The 21840-nt window shown below is 42.6% G+C and carries 20 protein-coding genes and 1 other RNA gene; all 21 read left to right on the plus strand.

Annotated features, from left to right (window positions below):
• The first annotated feature begins 168 nt into the window (after window positions 1–168).
• The 21 genes from ssrS (at window position 169) to LI074_RS11475 (ending at window position 21815) form a co-directional block, all read left to right on the plus strand.
• A non-coding RNA gene (ssrS, locus tag LI074_RS11375) (6S RNA) lies at window positions 169–350 on the plus strand.
• Between the two features lie 78 nt (window positions 351–428).
• Window positions 429–1490 carry an aldose epimerase family protein gene (locus LI074_RS11380; protein WP_055149247.1) on the plus strand — a complete coding sequence of 354 codons (1062 nt, stop codon included), beginning with the start codon at window positions 429–431 and terminating at the stop codon, window positions 1488–1490.
• A gap of 231 nt (window positions 1491–1721) precedes the next feature.
• Window positions 1722–2618: a YihY/virulence factor BrkB family protein gene (locus tag LI074_RS11385; protein ID WP_008703238.1), complete on the plus strand. Its 897-nt coding sequence runs from the start codon at window positions 1722–1724 to the stop codon at window positions 2616–2618.
• Between the two features lie 109 nt (window positions 2619–2727).
• Window positions 2728–3606: an undecaprenyl-diphosphate phosphatase gene (locus tag LI074_RS11390; protein ID WP_173679625.1), complete on the plus strand. Its 879-nt coding sequence runs from the start codon at window positions 2728–2730 to the stop codon at window positions 3604–3606.
• Window positions 3607–3648: 42 nt separating this feature from the next.
• On the plus strand, window positions 3649–6348 hold the full coding sequence (locus LI074_RS11395; RefSeq protein WP_227218779.1) for an FtsK/SpoIIIE family DNA translocase: 2700 nt from the start codon (window positions 3649–3651) through the stop codon (window positions 6346–6348).
• Window positions 6349–6361: 13 nt separating this feature from the next.
• Window positions 6362–7453, plus strand: coding sequence for a chitobiase/beta-hexosaminidase C-terminal domain-containing protein (locus LI074_RS11400; protein ID WP_144137148.1), 1092 nt, complete (start codon window positions 6362–6364; stop codon window positions 7451–7453).
• Window positions 7454–7503: 50 nt separating this feature from the next.
• A complete protein-coding gene (gene rlmH, locus LI074_RS11405) occupies window positions 7504–7983 on the plus strand; it encodes a 23S rRNA (pseudouridine(1915)-N(3))-methyltransferase RlmH (protein ID WP_022381411.1) in 480 nt (159 codons plus the stop codon).
• 38 nt (window positions 7984–8021) lie between these two features.
• Window positions 8022–8558: a DUF2284 domain-containing protein gene (locus tag LI074_RS11410; RefSeq protein ID WP_022381410.1), complete on the plus strand. Its 537-nt coding sequence runs from the start codon at window positions 8022–8024 to the stop codon at window positions 8556–8558.
• Window positions 8559–8631: 73 nt separating this feature from the next.
• The gene (locus LI074_RS11415; protein ID WP_020993926.1) at window positions 8632–8916 is read left to right on the plus strand and encodes a YabP/YqfC family sporulation protein; all 285 of its coding nucleotides are present in this window, start codon (window positions 8632–8634) and stop codon (window positions 8914–8916) included.
• Entirely contained in the window at window positions 8910–10094 is a 1185-nt protein-coding gene (locus LI074_RS11420) for a sporulation protein YqfD (RefSeq protein ID WP_118669839.1), read from the plus strand. The genes LI074_RS11415 and LI074_RS11420 overlap by 7 nt, the downstream gene beginning before the upstream one ends.
• A gap of 140 nt (window positions 10095–10234) precedes the next feature.
• Window positions 10235–11245, plus strand: coding sequence for a PhoH family protein (locus LI074_RS11425; protein ID WP_118669840.1), 1011 nt, complete (start codon window positions 10235–10237; stop codon window positions 11243–11245).
• Window positions 11242–11736 (plus strand): rRNA maturation RNase YbeY, encoded by a 495-nt coding sequence (gene ybeY, locus LI074_RS11430; RefSeq protein ID WP_022381407.1) that lies wholly within the window; start codon window positions 11242–11244, stop codon window positions 11734–11736. The genes LI074_RS11425 and ybeY overlap by 4 nt, the downstream gene beginning before the upstream one ends.
• 103 nt (window positions 11737–11839) lie before the next feature.
• Complete coding sequence (proB, locus tag LI074_RS11435) at window positions 11840–12697, plus strand: glutamate 5-kinase (protein WP_008703221.1); 858 nt, start codon at window positions 11840–11842, stop codon at window positions 12695–12697.
• 92 nt (window positions 12698–12789) lie between these two features.
• Window positions 12790–13011 (plus strand): DUF896 domain-containing protein, encoded by a 222-nt coding sequence (locus LI074_RS11440; protein WP_173698126.1) that lies wholly within the window; start codon window positions 12790–12792, stop codon window positions 13009–13011.
• Window positions 12989–13546: a 5-formyltetrahydrofolate cyclo-ligase gene (locus tag LI074_RS11445; protein ID WP_062807706.1), complete on the plus strand. Its 558-nt coding sequence runs from the start codon at window positions 12989–12991 to the stop codon at window positions 13544–13546. Before LI074_RS11440 ends, LI074_RS11445 begins: the two co-directional genes overlap by 23 nt.
• A gap of 14 nt (window positions 13547–13560) precedes the next feature.
• Window positions 13561–14811: a glutamate-5-semialdehyde dehydrogenase gene (locus LI074_RS11450; protein WP_055052767.1), complete on the plus strand. Its 1251-nt coding sequence runs from the start codon at window positions 13561–13563 to the stop codon at window positions 14809–14811.
• 137 nt (window positions 14812–14948) lie between these two features.
• Window positions 14949–17006 carry an LPXTG cell wall anchor domain-containing protein gene (locus tag LI074_RS11455; protein WP_243868822.1) on the plus strand — a complete coding sequence of 686 codons (2058 nt, stop codon included), beginning with the start codon at window positions 14949–14951 and terminating at the stop codon, window positions 17004–17006.
• A 151-nt stretch (window positions 17007–17157) separates the two neighbouring features.
• Window positions 17158–18057, plus strand: coding sequence for a M14 family zinc carboxypeptidase (locus LI074_RS11460; protein WP_008703215.1), 900 nt, complete (start codon window positions 17158–17160; stop codon window positions 18055–18057).
• 143 nt (window positions 18058–18200) lie between these two features.
• Window positions 18201–19601 carry a tRNA (N6-isopentenyl adenosine(37)-C2)-methylthiotransferase MiaB gene (miaB, locus tag LI074_RS11465; protein WP_020993922.1) on the plus strand — a complete coding sequence of 467 codons (1401 nt, stop codon included), beginning with the start codon at window positions 18201–18203 and terminating at the stop codon, window positions 19599–19601.
• A gap of 121 nt (window positions 19602–19722) precedes the next feature.
• A complete protein-coding gene (locus LI074_RS11470) occupies window positions 19723–21042 on the plus strand; it encodes an MATE family efflux transporter (protein WP_055052823.1) in 1320 nt (439 codons plus the stop codon).
• A 455-nt stretch (window positions 21043–21497) separates the two neighbouring features.
• The gene (locus LI074_RS11475) at window positions 21498–21815 is read left to right on the plus strand and encodes a metal-sensing transcriptional repressor (protein ID WP_173698128.1); all 318 of its coding nucleotides are present in this window, start codon (window positions 21498–21500) and stop codon (window positions 21813–21815) included.
• The last annotated feature ends 25 nt before the right edge of the window (window positions 21816–21840 follow it).

The raw sequence follows: 21840 nt of genomic DNA on the forward strand, positions 1-21840 counted from the left end.
TTGTATGTCTCGGGATTTTGGCATATTCATGCCAAAACACCTCGCGGGATAGTGGTGTGTGAACAGTAACCGATAATCTCCATATTATAAAAAAATATAATTAATTCTACATTTTATGTTGAAAAAGAACATATACTGGAGTATAATAAGAATCAGTTAAAAACAGTGAATATCCTGAAATGTACGAGGCCCCTTCTTTTTTTGAACCTACATCGACTTTAACGGGAACCCAACATCGCAGGCCGGATGTCAGGCCGTCATTATGCAGCGGAAGACAGAAGGTCTGTTGAGGATACCCACCTAGCTGCGGCTAGGCGTCAATGGGAAGGGAACGGCATTTCGGGAACTGTAAAAATGAGCCGTAGAGAGGCTCTTTTTTATTATCTTTTGGATTTAATATTATTTTATGATACGGGAGGTTGGAAACAATGAGTGTTTCTGAAAGAAAGTTCGGTGTATTACAGACTGGGGAAACAGTAAAAATTTTTCATCTGGAAAACAAATCCGGGGCATATGCGGAAGTGACAGATTTTGGAGCAATCCTGGTTAAGGTCTGCGTACCTGATAAAGATGGTACTTTAACAGACGTAGTACTTGGATATGATGATCTGGCATCTTATGAAGTAAATGGATGCTTTTTCGGTTCAACCATCGGCAGAAACGGAAACCGCATCGGCGGTGCGAAATTCTCTGTCAATGGCAAAGAAGTAGTTCTTGCTCAGAATGAGAATGACAATAATCTTCACAGCGGTCCTGACGGATTTGAAAAAAAGCTCTGGAAAGTGGCTGAGATTTCCGATGATAAAAACAGTGTTATATTTAACCGTATAAGTCCGGATGGCGAGAATGGTTTCCCGGGAGAATTTGATGTGTCTGTAAAATATGAGTTTACGGAAGACAACGAACTGAGGATCCATTATCAGGGAATCTGCGATGAGCCGACAGTTGCCAATATGACAAATCATTCTTATTTCAATCTGAATGGTGAGGGAAGCGGAACCGCCATGGATCAGTATCTTACAATCCATGCAAAATATTATACACCTGTAGCCGACAGTCATTCCATTCCTACAGGAGTGTATGAGGAAGTTGCAGGGACTCCCATGGATTTCAGAACTGCCAAACAGATCGGGCAGGATATTGAAGCAGAATTTGACCAGCTGAAATTCACAGGCGGATATGACCACAATTATGTGACAGACAACTATGCAAAAGGAAACAGAAGACTGATCGCAACCGCATACAGTGATAAAACCGAAATTGCCATGGATGTCACTTCCGACTGTCCATGTGTACAGTTTTACGCAGCAAATTTTGTCGAAAATGAACATGGTAAAAATGGTCATACTTACAATAAGCGGGATGCTTTCTGTCTGGAAACGCAGGTTGAACCGAATGCGGTCAATGTTGAAGATTTCCACTCCCCGATTCTTAATGCAGGTGAACAGTATGATTCTGTGACTGCTTATCATTTCTACATCAGAAAGTAAAAATCTGACCATAAAACTAATTACATATTGATCCGGTTTTTTTCATATCTACAGCGTTCCAGCATGAAAAGAACCGGATTTTATTATCCATAATTCATGTTTGTCATAACGGCAGTTTCATGGTATGATAGTAAACAGAGATATTCGAAACAGTTATCTTTATAATTACAGCAATCACCATAAATGCATTATCAGAAATGACTGCTGTAAAATAACAGAATGGAGACATATATGAAAAAGAAAAATAAAACCCGGTCTGTTACAGGGCTTTTATTCGGGTTTATGGAACGTGTATCCGGAGATCACGTAGGAGCTTATGCGACACAGGCAGCGTATTTTCTGATCATGTCTTTTATTCCCTGTATTCTGTTTCTGACTACACTGGTACGGTATACACCTCTGACCTATAATGTAGTCAGGGATGCGATCGTTGCTTTTATTCCGGAGAATCTGCAGAGTTTTGTTCTGGGGATCGTGGTAGATGTATACAAAAGAAGTACTGCAATTGTCCCTTTGTCAGCAATTGTGGCACTGTGGTCTGCCGGAAAAGGAATGCAGTCTATCATCAATGGATTAAATACCATTTATCACGTAAAAGAAACCCGTAACTGGCTGTTAACCAGAATTTATGCAGTATTCTATACTTTATCACTGGTGATTGCGGTAATCGTGTCTCTGCTTATGCTTGTACTTGGAAACGAAATACAGAAAGTTGTATCAAGATATATTCCTTTTCTTGGAAGAGTTCTGGGAAAAATACTGGGGGCAAGAGCACTGTTGGTATTTGGTGTGTTGTTTCTGGTTTTTCTTATGTTGTATAAGGTTCTTCCGAACAGAAAAGCCACATTCAAAAGCCAGATTCCCGGAGCCTTGATCATAGCAGTTGCATGGTCGATATTTTCATACGGATTCTCTTTTTATTTTGAGATTTTTCCGGGGTTCAGTAATATGTACGGAAACCTTGCGACGATCATCATGGTCATGGTATGGTTGTATATCTGTATGAATCTTCTGTTATACGGTGCAGAGATCAATGCTTATTTTGAAAAAGAATTCCGGATTGCACATAAATCGGTACAGGAACTACTGGCACATGAAAAAGAAAAAAAGCAGCAGGAAAATGAATGAATTTTGGCTACGTTGTGAACATGACAGTCAGGGGGCTTTTTATTGTAAAGCCTTTCTGAGTGTGCTATAATAAACCATAATTTTGGAGAAACAAAAAGGAATCAGTTCTATGATCGTTGTATATTTGATATTTTTGGCTGTCATTCAGGCTGTGACGGAATTTCTTCCTGTCAGCAGCCTGGGACATTTATGCATATTGGAACAATATATGGGAATCGGCCACGAAACCGAATTGCTGTCAGAAACGATGCTCCATCTTGGAAGTGCAGCAGCAATTATATTTTTGTTCCGCAAAGATTTAAAAAAAATCGGACTAGGACTTCTGGGGATGTTTATGGATATGATCGGTAATCTGAATCTATATATCCATAACAAGAAGACAGGGGAAAGTTTGGGCTATGCCAGAATAGTCACCGGAACATATCGGAAAATAGGTGCACTTCTTGTGATTTCCATGATTCCAACAGCACTTCTGGGACTTACAGGAAAACGGCTGGCTCTTCTGGGCGCAGACTCTCAGATTGTTCCGGGAATCGGATTTTTACTTACAGGCGTATTTCTTCTGGTAACAGATCTGAATAAATCCGGTGGAAAAAAGGGACCGAGAGAGGCTTCTTATGACAGCGCCATGTGGATTGGAATTTGTCAGGGGATTGCTGTCTTTCCGGGGATTTCCAGAATGGGATTTACGTTATGTGCTGCACTGTTATGCGGATATAACCGCAAATTTGCGGTTCGTTTTTCTGTTTTTATGAGTCTGCCTGCTATCATAGGTGCTTTTTTTACGGAAATCGGAAATTTTGGTGCTTCTGAAATGACGGCAGGACTTGGGTTTACCTATGTATTTGCAATGATCATCGCCGGTTTTGCGGGATGTCTTGTTATCCGAAATACAATAGCCATGACTCAGAATATAAAATTACGCTATTTTGCATATTATTCATTTATAGTCGGTATTATTACACTGGCATTAAATTTTGCCCTGTAAAGGGAAGATATTTACGAGAAGATCAAGGAAGGGAGCCTTAGAATGGCAGCATCAAAGAGTAAGAATACCGGGCATTCGGGAAGAAATACAAAAAAGAAGACAGCAATGGAACAGGAAGTCGGCAGATTTCAGACAGAAATCATATTATTTGTGATTTTGGCCGCATGTGTGATCCTGATGGCAAGCAATTTTGGAGCAGGTGGTTTTGTGGGAGATGCGATCAGTAATTTCTGTTTCGGACTGATGGGACTGATGGCATATCTGTTTCCAATCGTATTTTTCCTTGAATCAGCATTTATTCTGATCAATAAAACAAACCGGCTGGCATATAAGAAACTTGCAGCGGCGTTTGTGATGTTTCTGTTTCTGTGTGGGGCAGCGCAGCTTCTCACAGACGGATATATGCAGAGTACAACTTTGCTGGATTATTATGCTTTAAGCGCAGATTATAAAACAGGCGGTGGTCTGATCGGAGGAGCGATCTGTATTTCTGTCACATCTGCTTTTGGAACTATCGGCGGATATGTGATCATTATACTGGCATTTGTTGTATGTATGATCATTATCACACAGCGCTCTCTGCTTGATTTTGTAACGCGGCTGGTTATAAAGGTGTGTGATTTTGTAAAAGACAGACATATGCGCTATATGCAGGGGCAGCCTGAACGTGAGCGATATAGAGAAGAACGTGCCAGAGAACGTCAGCTTATAAGAGAACAGCGGCGTGAAGAAAAAGTCCGCAGACTGGAGGAAGAAATTGGCGATGATGAATTTTCAGATGATGACTTTCTCATGGATCCTTCGGAAGCAAAAAAAATGAAAAAAGGCGGCTTTCTGGAAGGAACCAAGCTGACAGGCTATTCTGAACAGAAGCCAAAGAAAAAGGGGAAACTTCTGAAAAAAGCAGCAGATACAGATAAAGCAGCAGCAGAAACAGCCGAAGCTGCGGAGAATACCGAGAACACAGGGATTAAATCCTCTGATGATGCGGATAATAAACCATACATCGATGCTCCGATGAATTTTGAGATTCACAGAGCGGATACATCCCCGGATACATACGAGGCAGATAATGAATCACAACAGCAGGAAGACCTTCCATTTGAAGATGCTGTCACTGACCGGAAGAAATCTGTGGTTTCAGAACCGGAGGAAGATCTGCCCCCTTTTCAGGATGAGAAGGCAGTGCGGCCGCCTTCGAAAAACCCCAAATCTTCTGAAAAAGAGATACAGAGCGGAATTGTAAACATTCAGCATGAGATCACCCGACAGGAAGCAGCCGTAAAAAAAGAATATAAATTTCCAGCCTTAAATCTGCTGAAGAAAGGAAGCAGCAAAGCTCAGGGGGATTCTGATGCCTATCTGCGTAAGACTGCAAAAAAACTCCAGGAAGTACTTCACAATTTCGGCGTGAACGTGACTGTCACTAATGTGAGCTGCGGACCAACAGTTACCCGTTATGAACTTCAGCCCGAGATGGGAGTGAAGGTCAGCAAAATTGTAGGTCTTGCAGATGACATCAAACTGAATCTTGCCACTCCTGATATCCGCATTGAAGCACCGATCCCCGGCAAAGCAGCAGTGGGCATTGAGGTTCCCAATAAAGAGAACAGTACGGTTATGCTCAGAGATCTGCTCCAGTCAGAAGAATTTCAGAAGGCAAAATCCAAACTTTCTTTTGCAGTAGGAAAGGATATTGCAGGTAAGACTGTAGTTGCGGATATTGCCAAAATGCCACATCTTCTCATCGCAGGTGCAACCGGTTCAGGTAAATCAGTATGTATCAATACACTTATCATCAGTATCCTGTACAAGGCAAATCCAGATGAAGTAAAGCTTATCATGATCGATCCTAAAGTAGTAGAGCTCAGTGTGTATAACGGAATTCCACATTTGTTTATTCCGGTTGTGACAGATCCGAAGAAAGCAGCAGGCGCATTAAACTGGGCAGTACAGGAGATGACAAACCGTTACAATACATTTGCGGAGTACGGTGTCCGTAATCTGGATGAATATAATAAAAAAGCAGAGCAGATCAAGGCGGCAGGAGCTGAAGAAGAACCTGTGAAAATGCCGCAGATTGTGATCATCGTGGATGAGCTTGCAGACCTTATGATGGTTGCGCCCGGAGAGGTGGAGGATGCTATCTGTCGCCTGGCCCAGCTTGCACGTGCGGCAGGTATCCATCTGATCATTGCCACACAGAGACCGTCTGTAAATGTTATCACCGGTCTGATCAAGGCGAATATGCCTTCCAGAATTGCTTTCTCTGTATCTTCCGGTGTGGATTCCAGGACAATTCTGGATATGAACGGAGCCGAGAAGCTTCTTGGAAAAGGTGATATGCTCTTTTATCCTCAGGGATATCAGAAGCCTGCAAGACTTCAGGGTGCATTTGTATCTGATGATGAGGTAAGTGCTGTGGTTGAATTTCTTGCAGATAAAAATCCGGGTGTCCAGTATAACCAACAGATCGAGCAGCAGGTAAATTCTCCTGTAACAACAGGTATGTCCGGAGATGAAAGGGACATCCATTTTGAAGAAGCAGGTAAGTTTATCATAGAGAAAGAGAAAGCTTCTATTGGTATGCTGCAGAGAATGTTTAAGATTGGTTTCAACAGAGCGGCAAGAATCATGGATCAGCTCTGCGACGCAGGTGTAGTGGGACCGGAAGAGGGAACAAAACCGAGAAAAGTTCTTATGTCTATGGAGGAGTTTCAGAATTATCTGGAAAATCAGTAAGTGAGGACTGTCTATGAAATGTCCTAAATGTCATAAAGAGGTGGAAAAAGGCTTTCTGTACTGCCCCTACTGCCTTGCGGAGATACCCTGGGTAAGAGAATTCAGCACAGTGGAAACTCTGATGAAAAAGGAGCAGCAGAACCGCCCATCCGAAAAAAAACAGGAAACAGAAATTATAAAATATTTCAAACATCCAAAAAGAAGAAAGCTGAAATTCAGCAGGAAACAGCTTCTATGTCTGCTTCTGTGTGCGGCGACACTGCTGGGATTCTTTTGTTATCGGCAGTTAAATACTTTTTCTGCCTTATATTCCAGGGCAAAAAAACAATATGCACAGCAAAACTATGAAGAAGCACAGCGGATTGCAGAAAATGCTCTGGATAAAAATCCCAAAAATGAAGCCGCCAATCTTCTTCTGGCCAAAAGTATGGCGAAATCAGGCGATAAACGATCTGCACTTCTTGTTTTGCGCCCGTTTATCCAGAACAAAACTGCGGGAACAGGAATATATAAAGAGTATGTGAAGCTTCTTACACAGGAGGGAAAGACCAACGAAGTCAGACTAATCCTGAAATCTGCTGACAGAGAGGTGCAGAATGCCTGCGCAGAATATATCTGCGAAACACCTGTATCAAATCCTGCCCCCGGAACCTATACTACAACGCAGACTCTGAAACTGGAAGGTAACTGCCAAAAGATTTATTACACATTAGATGGAAGCACACCTACCAGAAAGAGTAAAGTATATACAGAACCTATTATTCTGAGGGAAGGCACAACTGAATTAAAAGCCTTTGGTGTAAATGATAAAAACATCGAAAGTGATGTGATCAGCAGAAAGTATGTGATTGTTTTAAATGCACCGAAAGCCCCTAAGGTAACACCTAAATCAGGGGATTACAATAAAAAAACAGAGATTAAGATCACTGTCCCGGATGGATGTAAAGCATATTATGCATTTGATTCTGAACCGGATCTTAACAGTACTGTTTATGAACAGCCAATCTCCATGCCTGTGGGTTACCATAGGCTGAATGTTATTCTTGTTGCAGCAAATGGCAAGACCAGTAAAATGACTGCTATGGAATATTATCTGCAGTACTAAAAATACTGTGATTTTATCGCTGATTTTATTAAAATAGAAGGAAGAAGATCATGGAAATCCGTATTGTTACAGTTGGAAAGATCAAAGAAAAATATCTGTGTGACGGAATCGCAGAATATGCCAAACGGCTGAGCAGATACTGCAAGCTGACTTTCTGTCAGGTAGCAGATGAAAAAACACCGGATAAAGCGTCAGAAGCACTGAACACACAGATTAAAAATACAGAAGGCGAACGTCTGATGAAACATATACGCGAACAGGATTATGTCATCGCACTGGCAATTGACGGAAAAACGCCGGATTCTGTAGAACTCTCTCAAAAAATTGAGAAACTGGGAGTTTCCGGTATCAGTTCCATTGCATTTGTGATCGGAGGTTCCTTAGGACTGAGTGAGAGTGTTCTGAAACGTGCAGATTATAAGCTCAGCTTTTCCAGAATGACTTTTCCGCATCAGCTGATGCAGATGATCCTTTTGGAACAGATATACAGAAGCTACCGCATTATGAATCACGAACCCTATCATAAATAAACGAATGTACCAACAAGCCCAAAAGAAAGAAGAAAACTATGAACACAGAAAAATTTGAAGAATTTATTTCACAGTACCCGATTTTTGAATACCGCATACTGGACACAAAAGATATTACAATTCAGGAACGCGTACGCACGATCTGCCAAGAAGAATGCGAACGTTATGATTCTACCTGGGCCTGTCCCCCCGCAGTAGGAACCCTGCAGGAATGTGAAAAAAAAATAAAAAGTTATCCTCAGGCTGTTTTCTTTTCCAGTGTAGCGGAAGTTTCGGATATCATGAACATGGAAGAAATGCTTTCTACAAGACGGGCACACGAGGATCTGACTACAGAGGTGGGAAAATATCTGAATAAAGAAGGGTATGAAACTTATATCCTGTCTACAGAATCCTGTGATATCTGTGAAAAATGTGCCTATAAAGAGGGAAAACCATGCAGATATCCTGACCGGATGCATCCATGTCTGGAAAGTCATGGTGTAGTAGTAAATGAGATTGTAGAGCGTGAATCTATGGAATATAATCTGGGTGGAAATACAATTCTGTGGTTTTCTATGGTTTTGTTTCGATGATTGCTGCTGAAACGTGTTTTAAAGAAAGTTCTTCCGGCATAGACTGATAGTAAAAGCCGGGGGAGCTTTTTTTATGAAAAAAGCAGGACAATGGAAAAACCGGATGGTGCTGGCATTAGAACTTCCGCCTGATCTGGCATATAATGAAACGATCGTCACACTGACCGGTCAGACGGAAGCTGTTATCGAAAATTATAAATCTGTTTTTAAATATACACCTTCTGAAATTGTGATACAGTCTTTTTGCGGAAAAGTGACCATATCCGGGAAAAATCTTGAAATCCGCTGGTACAATTCCAGTGCAATGAAAGTGACGGGAAGTATTTATGATATAAAAGCGGGTGACAGCGAATGTTGAAATTTTTGAAATTAATATATGGTTATGTGATCATCCTTGTAAGAGGAGAAAATCTGGAACGCTTTCTGAATCTCTGCAAAAGCAGAAAAGTTTATATGGAAAGGATCCGGTACAGAGAGGATGGCCAGCTTATGGCACAAATGCAGGCCGCTGATTTCTTTCGCCTGAGACCTCTCCGGAATAAAACAGGTGTACATATTCAGATCATACAGAGACGGGGAATGCCCTTCTTTTTTTTAAGGAATAAAAAAAGAAAGGCTTTTTTTACAGGCATGATTCTGGGAGGTATCCTGATATTTTTTTTGACAGGGAGAATCTGGAATATCCATATTGAAGGAAATATCAGAAACAGTACCGGAGAAATCCTCGATTTTCTGGATAAGCAGGATATAAACCATGGGATGTCCAAAAAAAAGATCAACTGTTCAGAAGTTGCAGCAGCTGTACGGAAAAATTTTCCGGAGATTACCTGGGTATCTGCCAGAATAGAAGGAACCCGTCTGATTCTTAATATCCAGGAAGGAATTATCCCCCCAAAAATCAACAGTAATACCTCACCCTGTAATCTGCTCGCAGACAAGGACGGAGTGATCACAGATATGATCGTCCGAAGGGGCATACCGGTAAAAAAGCCCGGGGATTCCTGCAAAAAAGGGGAACTTCTGGTATCCGGGGAACTTCATATCATGAATGACAGTCAGGAAGTCCTGCGAAAGGAATACGTTCATGCAGATGCGGATATTTTTATTTCCAGACAAATTTCCTATTATCAGGAATTTCCATTAAAATACCGTACAGAAATCCCTGCCGGCAAAAAGAAAAAAGAAATGTACTTCCGGTTTGGGCACTGGTATCTGGGATTGTATCCGACATTACATACAGGTCAGAAACGTATCACAGAGGAAATTCCTCTGCGTATCACAGAAAATTTTATACTTCCTGTATGGATCGGATGGACCGAAACTACTGATTATACAGTAAAAGAAGAAACCTATACCAGAAAAGAAGCCGAGAAGGAAGCTGTGCGAAGATTTCATCAATATGAAAAGAAGCTGCTTCAAAATGGCATTAAGATCAGTGAAAATCATATTACTACCAGGCTGACAGAATCTCTGTGCATTACCGGAGGAACCCTGCTTATCATCGAACAGACAGGCGAAAAAAGCCGGATAACATAAAATTCCATAAAAATTTGTATTTAAAAAGTTGCAGGGAGGTGTTACAATGGATGCATCTGGTTTTAACCGGACTTTGATTATCGTCCATAAACGAGGCAATAATCCATTATTAACTTATCAACAGGAAAGGACATCACAGGATGGCTGGCAATATTATTGAATTACACACAGAAGTCCCCGCAGAACTGGAAGCAAATGTATTTGGCCAGTTTGATGAGCATCTTAAGCTGATTGAGAGAACACTGAATGTGACAGTGATCTCCAGAGACGGAATCCTTAAGATACTTGGCAATGAACAGAATGCGGCTTCTGCGAAGAAACTGATAGAAGAACTGACAGTACTTGCAAAAAGAGGCAACACGATCACGAAACAGAATGTCAATTATGCTCTTTCTCTGGCAATGGAGCAGAGAAACGAAGTTCTCACAGAAATAGACAAAGATTTTATCTGTAACACCATACAGGGCAGACCTATCAAGCCCAAAACACTGGGGCAGAAAGATTATGTAGAACAGATACGCAAAAAAATGATCGTGTTCGGTGTAGGTCCTGCCGGTACCGGCAAAACCTATCTGGCGATGGCAATGGCTGTCACAGCCTTCCGAAATGAGGAGGTCAGCAGGATCATCCTGACACGTCCTGCTATTGAGGCCGGTGAGAAGCTGGGATTTCTTCCGGGAGATCTGCAGAGCAAGGTAGATCCTTATCTGAGACCACTCTATGATGCACTGTACCAGATCATGGGAGCGGACAGCTTTGCGAAAAATATGGAGCGCGGCCTGATCGAGGTTGCACCGCTTGCATATATGCGCGGACGTACACTGGATAATGCATTTATCATTCTCGATGAAGCACAGAATACTACTCCGGCACAGATGAAGATGTTCCTGACACGTATCGGATTTGGTTCAAAGGTTATCATCACCGGAGATGCCTCACAGAAAGATCTTCCAAGAGATACCACATCCGGACTTGACGTGGCAATGAAAGTACTGAAAAAAATAGATGACATTGGCTTCTGCCAGCTTACCAGCAAGGATGTTGTCCGTCATCCTCTGGTACAGCAGATCGTACAGGCTTATGATGCCTATGAGAAGAAACAAAAACCTGAAAGAACGGCAAGACGCAGAAACGGGGTAAATGAACGATGAACATGCAGATTGATTATGAGACAGAGCGTGAACTGGGGATCGACTATGAGACACTGGCAGTAAAGGTAGCTGACAAGGTTCTTGAAATGGAAAAATGTCCCTATGATGCACAGGTGAATCTTGTACTTACAGATAACGAAGAGATTGAGAGAGTTAATACTGAGTTTCGCGATATCGCAAGACCTACGGATGTTTTATCCTTCCCTATGATTCCTTTTGAGACACCGGCAGGATATGATATTGTGGAGGAAGATGAATCTTACTTTGATCTGGATACAGACGAACTTCTTCTTGGAGATATCATGATCTCAGTTGACAAGGTATTTGCGCAGGCAGAGGAATACGGACACAGTGTGACAAGAGAATTCTGTTTTCTGGTTGCACACAGTATGCTGCATCTGCTGGGATATGACCATATGACTCCCGGGGAAGCGGCAGTCATGGAGGCAAAACAGGCGAAAGCCCTGGAGGAGCTTGGGATTACACGCTGATCTTCAAATTCTGTTATTGCAGGCAATTTCTGATGGATTTTGTCTCGTAACTGTAAAGACACTGAACAGTTACAAAAATATATTTATATGGAGTAACAAAAAGATGAATTACCGGGAACGACTTAAAGATAAAAAACGTATTGTAATTAAGATCGGTTCTTCTTCCCTGACTCATTCGGAGACAGGAAGACTGAACCTTCGCAAACTGGAAGTGCTGGCAAGAGAGCTCAGTGACCTTCGCAATCAGGGAAAAGATGTCATACTGGTTTCTTCAGGAGCTATAGCAACAGGTGTGGCAGCTCTTGGAATGCATGAGAAACCCACAGAACTGAAAGGAAAACAGGCATGTGCAGCAGTAGGACAGGCTAGACTGATGATGATTTATCAGAAACTTTTTTCTGAATATAATCAGCTTTCCGCTCAGATTCTTATGACAAAAAATACTATGGTTAATAATGTTAACCGAAAGAATGCTCAGAATACTTTCAATGAACTGCTCAGTCTGGGAGTGATTCCCATTGTAAACGAGAATGACTCCATTTCCACCTATGAGCTTCAGAATCTGGAGAAATTCGGAGATAATGATACATTGTCTGCAATGGTTGCCGCACTTGTACGGGCAGATCTGCTGATCCTGTTATCAGATATTGATGGTCTTTTTACAGATGATCCCAATACTAATCCTGATGCAAAATTCATTGATGTGGTAGAAAATCTGGATGATAATCTGCTTAACATGGGAAAAGGTACTTCCGGAAGTAAGGTAGGAACCGGCGGAATGGCTACTAAGCTGACAGCAGCACAGATCGCTTCTGCAGCAGGCGTAGATATGGTGATCGCAAACGGAGCCGATTTCCATATTATCCATAAGATCACAGAGGGACGCAGGTACGGTACGCTGTTTGTAAGCCAGTCCAAAGAAGAAGTTTATCTGATCGATATTATTGACAGACTGTTATAATACCGGAAATTTACCGGTGCCAAATGACATTCACAGAGTAAATGGCAGTGTTTACAGACAGACTGCCGCAGACAAAAACAGGAGGAAGAACTATGGAAGTTGAGAAAATCGACCGCATTAATGCACTTGCACATAAAGCCAAAAATGTGGGGCTTACTGAAGAAGAGAAAAAAGAAAGAGAACTGCTGCGCAAGGAATATATTGCATCTGTCCGTATGAACCTTCGCGCTCAGCTGGACAATGTGGATGTTCAGCAGGAAGACGGAACAATCATTAATCTGGGTGAAAAATATGGAATCAAAAAAAGACATTAGAAAGAAGATTTTCGCAGAAAGAAAGCTGCGCACAGATGAACAGATAGAGGCAATGAGCCTCACGATCACTGACAAAGTGACCGCACTTCCTGCATTTAAGAATGCGGACCGCATTCTGGTATATGCAGATTACAACCATGAAGTTGTCACAGAGTATCTTATAAAAGAAGCATGGAAGGCCGGCAAGGAGGTTGCAGTTCCCAAGGTTGTGGGAAAGGATATGGTATTTTATAAGCTGACAGACTTAGCCCGGCTGGAACCCGGATATTTTGGGATTCCTGAGCCTGTATCGGGGGAGATCGTCAACTGGTCAAAGGCTCTTATGATCATGCCGGGAGTGGCTTTTGACAGAGCAAACCACAGAGTCGGATACGGCGGTGGCTTCTATGACCGTTATCTTGAGAAACATCCGCAGCTTGAAAGAGTTGCCATTGCATTTTCTTTTCAGATGTTGCCGGAGGTTCCCACAGAACCTACTGATATCTGTCCGCAGATCATAGTAACAGAAGAGGAGATATGCTATCTTACTGACTGAAAGGGGACCTGAACATGAATGAAATGCTGAACCGTCTTGGCATGAATGCGAAGGCAGCTGAAACAGAAATGAGAAATCTTTCTACAAACAAAAAGAATGAAGTACTTCTTGCAGTAGCAGACAAACTGGTAAAGGATGCACAGACTCTGATCAATGCCAACAGGCTGGATGTGGAAACCGGAAAAAGGAATCATATGCCTGAGGGGCTGATCGACAGGCTTCTTCTCACAGAGAGCAGGATTGAAGGAATGGCAGAGGGCTTGCGCCAGGTAGCAGCCCTGGATGATCCTGTCGGGGAAGTAACCGGGATGAAAAAACGCCCAAACGGACTGCTGATCGGGCAGAAGAGAGTACCTCTTGGCGTGATCGGAATTATCTATGAAGCAAGACCGAATGTAACTGCGGATGCATTTGCACTCTGCTTTAAGACCGGTAATGTAGTAATCCTAAAGGGTGGAAGTGATGCGATCCATTCCAACGAGGCCATTGTAAACTGTATCAGGGAAACTCTGAATGAACAGGGCGTGACAGAGGATGCGATCCAGCTGATTTCTGATACATCCAGAGAGACAGCAGCAGAATTCATGAAGATGAACCAGTATGTGGATGTACTCATCCCGCGAGGCGGCAGAGGCCTGATCAAAGCCGTAGTGGAGCAGAGCACCATCCCTGTGATTGAGACCGGTACTGGAAACTGCCATATTTATGTGGATGAAACCGCAGACCTTGAGATGGCAGCAGACATTATCATGAATGCCAAGACTCAGAGAGTAGGCGTCTGCAATGCCTGCGAATCTGTTCTTGTACATAAAGATGTAAAGGATGCCCTGCTTCCAGTCCTTGCAAAGCGTCTGCAGGAGAAACATGTGGAAATCCGCGCAGATGAAGCGGCTTATGCGTTGATCCCGGGAGCTGTACACGCAACAGAAGAAGACTGGGGCAAAGAATATCTGGATTATATTCTTTCTATTAAAGTGGTTTCTTCTGTAGAAGAGGCGATTGCTCACATCAATAAATATAATACAAAACATTCAGAGGCAATTATTACCAATAATTATGAACATGCACAGAAGTTTCTGGATGAGGTGGATGCTGCGGCAGTTTATGTCAATGCCTCCACACGTTTTACAGATGGATTTGAATTCGGTTTCGGGGCAGAGATCGGTATCAGCACACAGAAGCTTCATGCGAGGGGACCTATGGGACTTCTGGCTCTGACCACAACGAAATATATCATCTATGGAAACGGACAGGTACGCCCATAGACAGCACATTGATTTTTTCTGAGGGATGTGCTATACTTCAATTCAGATTTGGGATTACTGACTGCTTCGTGGGGAATAAGAAATCGGATGGTGTCAGTAGTGATTTTAACTAAAACTCATCTATGGGAGGACATACAATGAGAAAAAAACAACTTTTTGCATTATTAATGGCAGGTGCCCTGTCTGTAGGAATGGCACCGACAGCCACATTTGCAGCAGATGCTGCTGCTGAGACATCAGCCGAAGGCGAACTGGAAGGTGAACTTGACTCTACAGATACAGAAGAACCTTCTGAAGATCCGGCTGAAACTCCTGAGGAACCAGCCGAAGATCCAGCCGAGACACCGGAAGATCCGGCTGAAACTCCTGCCGAAACAACAGCTGATCCTACAGAGGCACCGGCTGCTGAAGAAACTGATGAGCAGGCTGCTGAGGCAGGATCTGCGATTGTGATTGGCGGAAATTCCTTTACTTCTCTGGAAGAAGCGTTCGCAGCAGTACCAGACTGTGAGGATATGATAAATGGTGAGCCTACTTATGTAAAATTAAAAGGAACCATTGAAGTCAACAACACAATAAATGTCCCTGAAAAAAAGAATATCATGCTGGTTGCTGCTGAAGATAATACTACGATCAAACGTGCAGCAGGCTTTACTGAGAGTATGTTTACTGTTAATGGTGGTAATCTTCAGATGGCAGGCGGTTCTGTAACTGCTTCAGATGGAAATGCTATCGGTTCAGGCAGTTTAACTGTTGATGGTACAGGCGATGGCGTTACCGGTTCGATTGTAGAAGTAGTAAGCGGTAATTATGCATTGATTGACGGCACAACTCTGACAGGAAATACCACAACCGGAAATGGCGGTGCGATCAACAATGCTGCCGGTGCAAATGTATATCTTCTGGGTGGTACTATCACAGCAAACTCCGCAGCAGCAGGCGGTGCGATTTACAGTGAAGGAACTGTCAATATTCGTGGAACTGTAAGTGTTACAGGAAATACAGTTACAAATTCTTTTGAAGCTGCAAGTAACCTTGTGCTTGCCAAAGACGGTGTGATCAATGTAAGCGGTGCTGTTACAGGTTCTGCCATTGGTGTTGCTGTTCAGGAGGCTAACGCCGGAAGAACAGTCGTAAAGCTGGGTGACGCTGTTACTGATGTGAAACTGGCGGATGTTCTTTCTCAGATTACATATGAGGGAGATTCCAGCCTTAAAATCGGAGAAGACGGAACTTTAGTCAGTACAACAGAACCGTCCCCTACCCCAACTCCTGCAGAAGAAAAACTGAAAGTAACAGGAAAAGAATGCAAATGGTCAGGAAGTGGTACTGTTAAAATTAAGTTCCAGTCAAATGTAAAAGGTACCTATTATATAGACTGGGTAAAACGTGGTGAGAAAGCACCAACAATCGATACTTCCAGAGTAGGCGCGCCTATTGAGGCTGATACAAATGTAACAGCAAAAGTTACTGATCTTCCTGACTATGATGTTGATATTTATGTATGTGTGATCAGTGATAAGGATAAGAGTAATTATGGCTCTGTCATGTTCCAGCCTGATTCAAAAGAACGTCCTGTTACACCTACACCATCTCATACTCCGGTAGTACCCGATGTAAAAGAGAGTGTTGTACAGGGATTTGAGAAAGCACTTGTGTTCTATCCGAATACTTTCTATGACTTCAAGGTAATCGGTGCAGGTACACAGAACAATAATCCGGGAGAAGGTGATGTCAGATGGGTACCTGTAGGATGGAGTATGTCTTCTAACCCGTCAACCTGGAACACATCCTGGAAAATTGGTGCCAAGAGTGGTATTTATACAGATGCCGAGAAAGCATATACTATTTACATTAAATATGCAAAGCAGGTATACAGTGGAAATGACTGGCAGGAAACAGATGCTTCCGAAGTTCTGCCCTATCAGTTCAAGGCAGCTCCTCTGACACAGGCCACTACCACACCAGGTGCAAACGGAACAAGCGGAGACGGAACCGGATCCGGCGACGGAACTACAGATGGAGGAACTACAGATGTAACTCCTACCACCTATGCAGATGGAACAAACGGAACAGCGAAATCAGCAGTATCCACAGGTGATGAATCACCGATCGGAACTATGCTGGCTCTTGCTGCTGCTTCTGTTCTTGCAGGTGGTTATGTACTGATAAGAAGACGTAAAAAAGAAATGTAAATATAATTCAATTATTTTTAAGAGACAGGTCTTATGGCCTGTCTCTTTTCATATATATAATAATAAGGCAGCCATTCAGCCGTCCATACAGGTCAGAATCCGGAATCTGATCCAGGCTGCTGAACATTTGCCAAAAAGGAGGAAAGAATGTATGTCAACAGAACAGATGGGAACTTATGAAAAAATATACTTCGCATTGTGGGAACTCGGACAGAGATATGGAAATTTTGTCCAGTTCAGAGTGATCGGAAGAAGTCATGATGACAGAATGATCCCCATGCTTGAGATTGGAAAGGGTGATACCTGCATTATCTGTCTGAGCGGAGTGGAAAGCGGAGACAGAAATCTCCCGGAATATCTTTTGTCTATTGCAAAAGATTACTGCAGATCCTATGAAAGCAACTGGACCATCGGAGAAAGTTATGAAGTTCGTAAACTTCTGGATAAGGTTCGTATCTGTATGATCCCCATGCTGAATCCTGACAGCTATGAAATATGTGAATACGGATATGGTGCCATACATAATCCCATCCACAGACAGATGCTGAAAATGCAGGACAGGCCTGTGGAAGAGTATGAATGTAATGCCAGGGGAATTGATCTGCGCAGAAATTTTCCGACTAATTATTATCAGCGGAAAAGAGTGAATCAGGAGCCTGCCAGTGAGAATGAGACTCGTGCCCTGATCAGCATTTTTCAGGAATATTCAAGCCTTGGCCTGCTTACATTCAGTTATTCCAGAGGGAAGATCGTTTACTGCAGACAGGAGAAAGGCTTTGCCTACAATCAGAAAAATTACAGACTGGCAAGGCATTTACAGAAATGTTCCGGCTATCGTCTGGAAAAAGGGATTGCAGGTGGTGCGAGAGTCAAAAAAGCCGGAGCAAAACCTGAGATGGGATCTCCGGAACAGTTTTATGCGGAAGTAATCCGTCAGCCCTCTCTGGCAATTGAGATTCCGGAATACCGCAAGGACGATATGGAAGAACTGCGTCTGATTCCACTTGAATATCTTTATTCTCTAAACAGCGGCATATTGGCAAACGCATAAATCCGTCACATAGTCAAAGAAAAACTGTATCCGAAAATAAAAAGTAATAAAAACAGAGATTAGCGTTTGACATAAAGCCATAGATTCTGTATGATAAAAAGAGTGCCCCGAAATGTTGTAAACAGAAAGATGAGGAATCAATAGTGAATAATAATACACAGGAAAGTAAAATACAGTTAGAATATATCAATAAATGTACAGAGCTTGTGAAGGAAAAATATGAAAAGGCGCCAGCTTTCTTTATCCAGAATGCAGGCTGCCAGATGAATTCCCTGCAGACGGATACAGTGGCCGGTATCGTGAAACGTATGGGCTATACAGAAGTATCCAGAGAAGAAGATGCAGATGTTGTCATCTATAACACCTGCACAGTCCGGGAGAATGCAAACCTGAAGATTTACGGTCATCTTGGCCATCTGAAAAGTATTAAGAAAAAGAATCCTGAACTGAAGATTATATTGTTTGGCTGCATGATGCAGGAGCCGGAAGTAATTGAGAAGATCCACAAAGAATATTCTTTTGTTGATCTGGTTTTCGGTACCCATAACTTCCATAAGTTTCCGGAGCTTTTCTACAGAAGCTTAAATACGGAGGGACAGATTATTGATGTCTGGAAGGAATCTGATGAAATCGTGGAGGGTATGCCTTCTGACCGTAAATATTCCTTTAAAACGGGTGTCAATATTATGTTTGGCTGCAATAATTTCTGCAGTTACTGTATTGTACCATATGTAAGAGGAAGAGAGAAGAGTCGCGAACCGGAGGCGATCATAGAAGAGATCAAGGGTCTGGTGGCTGATGGTGTAACGGAAGTTATGCTTCTGGGACAGAACGTTAATTCCTATGGAAAGACACTGGAACATCCGGTTACTTTTGCACAGCTTCTGAAACAGGTGGAAGCAATTGAAGGATTAAAGAGAATCCGTTTCATGACTTCCCATCCGAAGGATCTGTCTGATGAACTGATTCGGACAATGGCAGAGAGCAAAAAAGTGTGCCATCACCTTCACCTTCCCATGCAGTCCGGAAGCAGCCGAATCTTAAAGATCATGAACCGCCGTTATGACAAAGAAAAGTATCTGGAGCTTGTAGCCAAGATCCGTAATGCCGTACCGGATATTTCCCTTACTACAGATATCATTGTAGGTTTTCCGGGAGAAACGGAAGAGGATTTCCAGGATACTCTGGACGTTGTGGAAAAATGCGATTTTGATTCTGCATTTACCTTTATTTATTCCAAAAGAAGCGGCACACCTGCTGCCAAAATGGAAAATCAGGTGCCTGAGGATGTGGTAAAAGACCGTTTTGACCGTCTTCTTGCTCTGGTTCAGGAAAAAGGCCGAAAGGCTTCTTCCCGTTTCGAGGGAACTGTTCAGGAAATCCTTGTAGAGGAAGAAAGCAGAGAGAAAGGCATTTTCACAGGAAGGACAGAATATAACCTTCTGGTCCATTTCCCGGGATGTCAGGATCTGATCGGTAAATATGTAAAAGTAAAACTGGATACCTGCAAGGGATTCTATTATTTCGGAAGCCTTGCAGAATAAAAACATTGAAAAATACTAACTGTTTACGAACAGTAATATAAAGGACTTCTACAGAAGCCCATATCAATTTGGATATAAAGGGTGGAAGATAAAAGTGAAACAAAATAAATACGAAATAGATATGTGTAACGGAACCATCATGGACAAGCTGATTTCCTTTTCACTGCCGCTGATGCTGTCCGGAATCCTGCAGCTGATGTTTAATGCTGTGGATATCATAGTGGTGGGAAGATTTAGCGGAAGTCAGGCACTTGCAGCCGTAGGCTCAACCACAGCACTGATCAATGTGTTTACCAATCTGTTTATTGGTATCTCACTTGGTGCGAATGTACTTGCTGCCCGGTTCTATGCGGCAGGAAAAGACCGGGAAATGTCAGATACCGTTCATACGGCTGTAACTCTTGCACTGGTAAGCGGTATCGTCATGGCATTTGTAGGACTGATTTTTTCCAGATGGGCTCTGGAACTGATGGGTACCCCGGATGATGTGATCGGACAGTCTGCACTGTATATGAAAATCTATTTTCTGGGTATGCCGTTTTTTATGCTTTATAATTATGGAGCTGCGATTCTGCGGGCTGTAGGAGATACGAAACGTCCACTGATCTTTCTGGTTATTTCCGGTGTTGTAAATGCAGTACTGAATCTGATCCTCGTGATCATGTTTCATATGGATGTGGCGGGCGTAGCCATTGCTACTGTGATCTCCCAGTTAATTTCCTGCATTCTGGTACTCAGATGTCTGCGTACATCGAAAACCAGCTACCAGCTTCATTTTGGAAAATTAAGGATCAATACTGTTTACTTAAAACAGATTTTCCAGGTTGGGATTCCGGCCGGGATCCAGAGCACAGTCATTAATCTGTCAAATGCTCTGCTTCAGTCCTCGGTTAACTCCTTTGGATCGACCGCCATGGCAGGGTATACGGCGGCCAATAATATTTTCGGTTTTCTGTATGTGGCGGTGAACTCTGTCACACAGGCATGTATGAGCTTTACCAGTCAGAACTATGGTGTGCATAAATTTAAACGTATGGATAAGGTTCTGGTCGACTGTCTTATTATTTCCGTAGTTACCTCCTTTTCCCTTGGATGCGGTGCATATTTCTTCGGTTCTGAGATTCTTAAGATTTATACTGCCGATCCGGAAGTGATCCGCTGCGGACTGGAAATCCTGTCTTACACTACCGTACCTTATTTTCTCTGCGGGATTATGGATCTGTTTCCGGGTGCCCTGCGTGGAATGGGACATTCCGGCGTTCCAATGATCCTGTCAGTGATCGGAACAGTAGGAACCAGGATCGTATGGATATTTGGAATATTCCCGCATCACAGATCACTGGCTGTTCTGTTTATTTCCTATCCTGCATCCTGGATGCTGACGATCATTATGCAGGTCACCTGTTTTTATTTTGTCAGAAGAAAAGTGCATAGAGTATAGGTCTTTGAGCTTTCGCGAAAAATAATTACCGGCAGAATATTACCGGCGGTTATTTTCTGTGAGAGCTCTTTTTTGTGTTACTGCTGCTTACTCTGTCCACAGTAATCTTTGTTACTGTTCACACACCACTTGTTTCCGATATGAAAAACAGTATTGACAAATACCCCATAAGGGTATATAGTGACTACTATAAAGATACCCCGTAAGGGTATTTTGAAATCGTTATATGTTTCAGAAATTTATATAAAACAGAGCTTATTTATAAAAATGTACTCTCGGAGTCTTTATTGCACTTGCTTTTATGGCTGATTTTTCGCCAGATGCACCCGAATTTTATCAACGTACGCACCGCGTACGCCTCAAAAATTCGGGCACATCTGACAAAAAATCTTCTCATAAAATCAAGTACAAAAAGATTCCGAGAGTGCATAAAAATCAGAAGGAGGATTTCCCATATGGCAGATATACTGGAGAAAAAAGTCTGTCCCTGCTGCACAAAACACACAATGCGTTCTGAGGAGGAGAGAAAGAAGCTGATCAATCGTCTTAAACGTGTGGAAGGACAAATCCGAGGGATTATCGGTATGCTGGAGAATGATGCGTACTGTAACGATATCCTGATCCAGTCCGCAGCAGTTAACGCAGCAGTGAACGCATTTAACAAAGAACTGCTTGCCAGCCATATCCGCAACTGTGTGGCAAGAGATATCCGCGGGGGCAAGGATGAGACGATCGATGAACTGGTGGCTACTTTGCAGAAACTGATGAAGTGAAAGCTGTGTTCAGACTGTTATAGCA

This window comes from Blautia sp. MSK18_10, assembly GCF_020553185.1.
Classification (GTDB): Bacteria; Bacillota; Clostridia; order Lachnospirales; family Lachnospiraceae; genus Blautia_A; species Blautia_A wexlerae.

Excerpts from the sequence above, each read along its gene's own strand:
- LI074_RS11380 (WP_055149247.1), top strand. The coding sequence starts at position 429 with ATGAGTGTTTCTGAAAGAAAGTTCGGTGTATTACAGACTGGGGAAACA.
- LI074_RS11385 (WP_008703238.1), top strand. The coding sequence starts at position 1,722 with ATGAAAAAGAAAAATAAAACCCGGTCTGTTACAGGGCTTTTATTCGGG.
- LI074_RS11390 (WP_173679625.1), top strand. The coding sequence starts at position 2,728 with ATGATCGTTGTATATTTGATATTTTTGGCTGTCATTCAGGCTGTGACG.
- LI074_RS11395 (WP_227218779.1), top strand. The coding sequence starts at position 3,649 with ATGGCAGCATCAAAGAGTAAGAATACCGGGCATTCGGGAAGAAATACA.
- LI074_RS11400 (WP_144137148.1), top strand. The coding sequence starts at position 6,362 with ATGAAATGTCCTAAATGTCATAAAGAGGTGGAAAAAGGCTTTCTGTAC.
- rlmH (WP_022381411.1), top strand. The coding sequence starts at position 7,504 with ATGGAAATCCGTATTGTTACAGTTGGAAAGATCAAAGAAAAATATCTG.
- LI074_RS11410 (WP_022381410.1), top strand. The coding sequence starts at position 8,022 with ATGAACACAGAAAAATTTGAAGAATTTATTTCACAGTACCCGATTTTT.
- LI074_RS11415 (WP_020993926.1), top strand. The coding sequence starts at position 8,632 with ATGAAAAAAGCAGGACAATGGAAAAACCGGATGGTGCTGGCATTAGAA.
- LI074_RS11420 (WP_118669839.1), top strand. The coding sequence starts at position 8,910 with ATGTTGAAATTTTTGAAATTAATATATGGTTATGTGATCATCCTTGTA.
- LI074_RS11425 (WP_118669840.1), top strand. The coding sequence starts at position 10,235 with ATGGCTGGCAATATTATTGAATTACACACAGAAGTCCCCGCAGAACTG.
- ybeY (WP_022381407.1), top strand. The coding sequence starts at position 11,242 with ATGAACATGCAGATTGATTATGAGACAGAGCGTGAACTGGGGATCGAC.
- proB (WP_008703221.1), top strand. The coding sequence starts at position 11,840 with ATGAATTACCGGGAACGACTTAAAGATAAAAAACGTATTGTAATTAAG.
- LI074_RS11440 (WP_173698126.1), top strand. The coding sequence starts at position 12,790 with ATGGAAGTTGAGAAAATCGACCGCATTAATGCACTTGCACATAAAGCC.
- LI074_RS11445 (WP_062807706.1), top strand. The coding sequence starts at position 12,989 with ATGGAATCAAAAAAAGACATTAGAAAGAAGATTTTCGCAGAAAGAAAG.
- LI074_RS11450 (WP_055052767.1), top strand. The coding sequence starts at position 13,561 with ATGAATGAAATGCTGAACCGTCTTGGCATGAATGCGAAGGCAGCTGAA.
- LI074_RS11455 (WP_243868822.1), top strand. The coding sequence starts at position 14,949 with ATGAGAAAAAAACAACTTTTTGCATTATTAATGGCAGGTGCCCTGTCT.
- LI074_RS11460 (WP_008703215.1), top strand. The coding sequence starts at position 17,158 with ATGTCAACAGAACAGATGGGAACTTATGAAAAAATATACTTCGCATTG.
- LI074_RS11470 (WP_055052823.1), top strand. The coding sequence starts at position 19,723 with ATGTGTAACGGAACCATCATGGACAAGCTGATTTCCTTTTCACTGCCG.
- LI074_RS11475 (WP_173698128.1), top strand. The coding sequence starts at position 21,498 with ATGGCAGATATACTGGAGAAAAAAGTCTGTCCCTGCTGCACAAAACAC.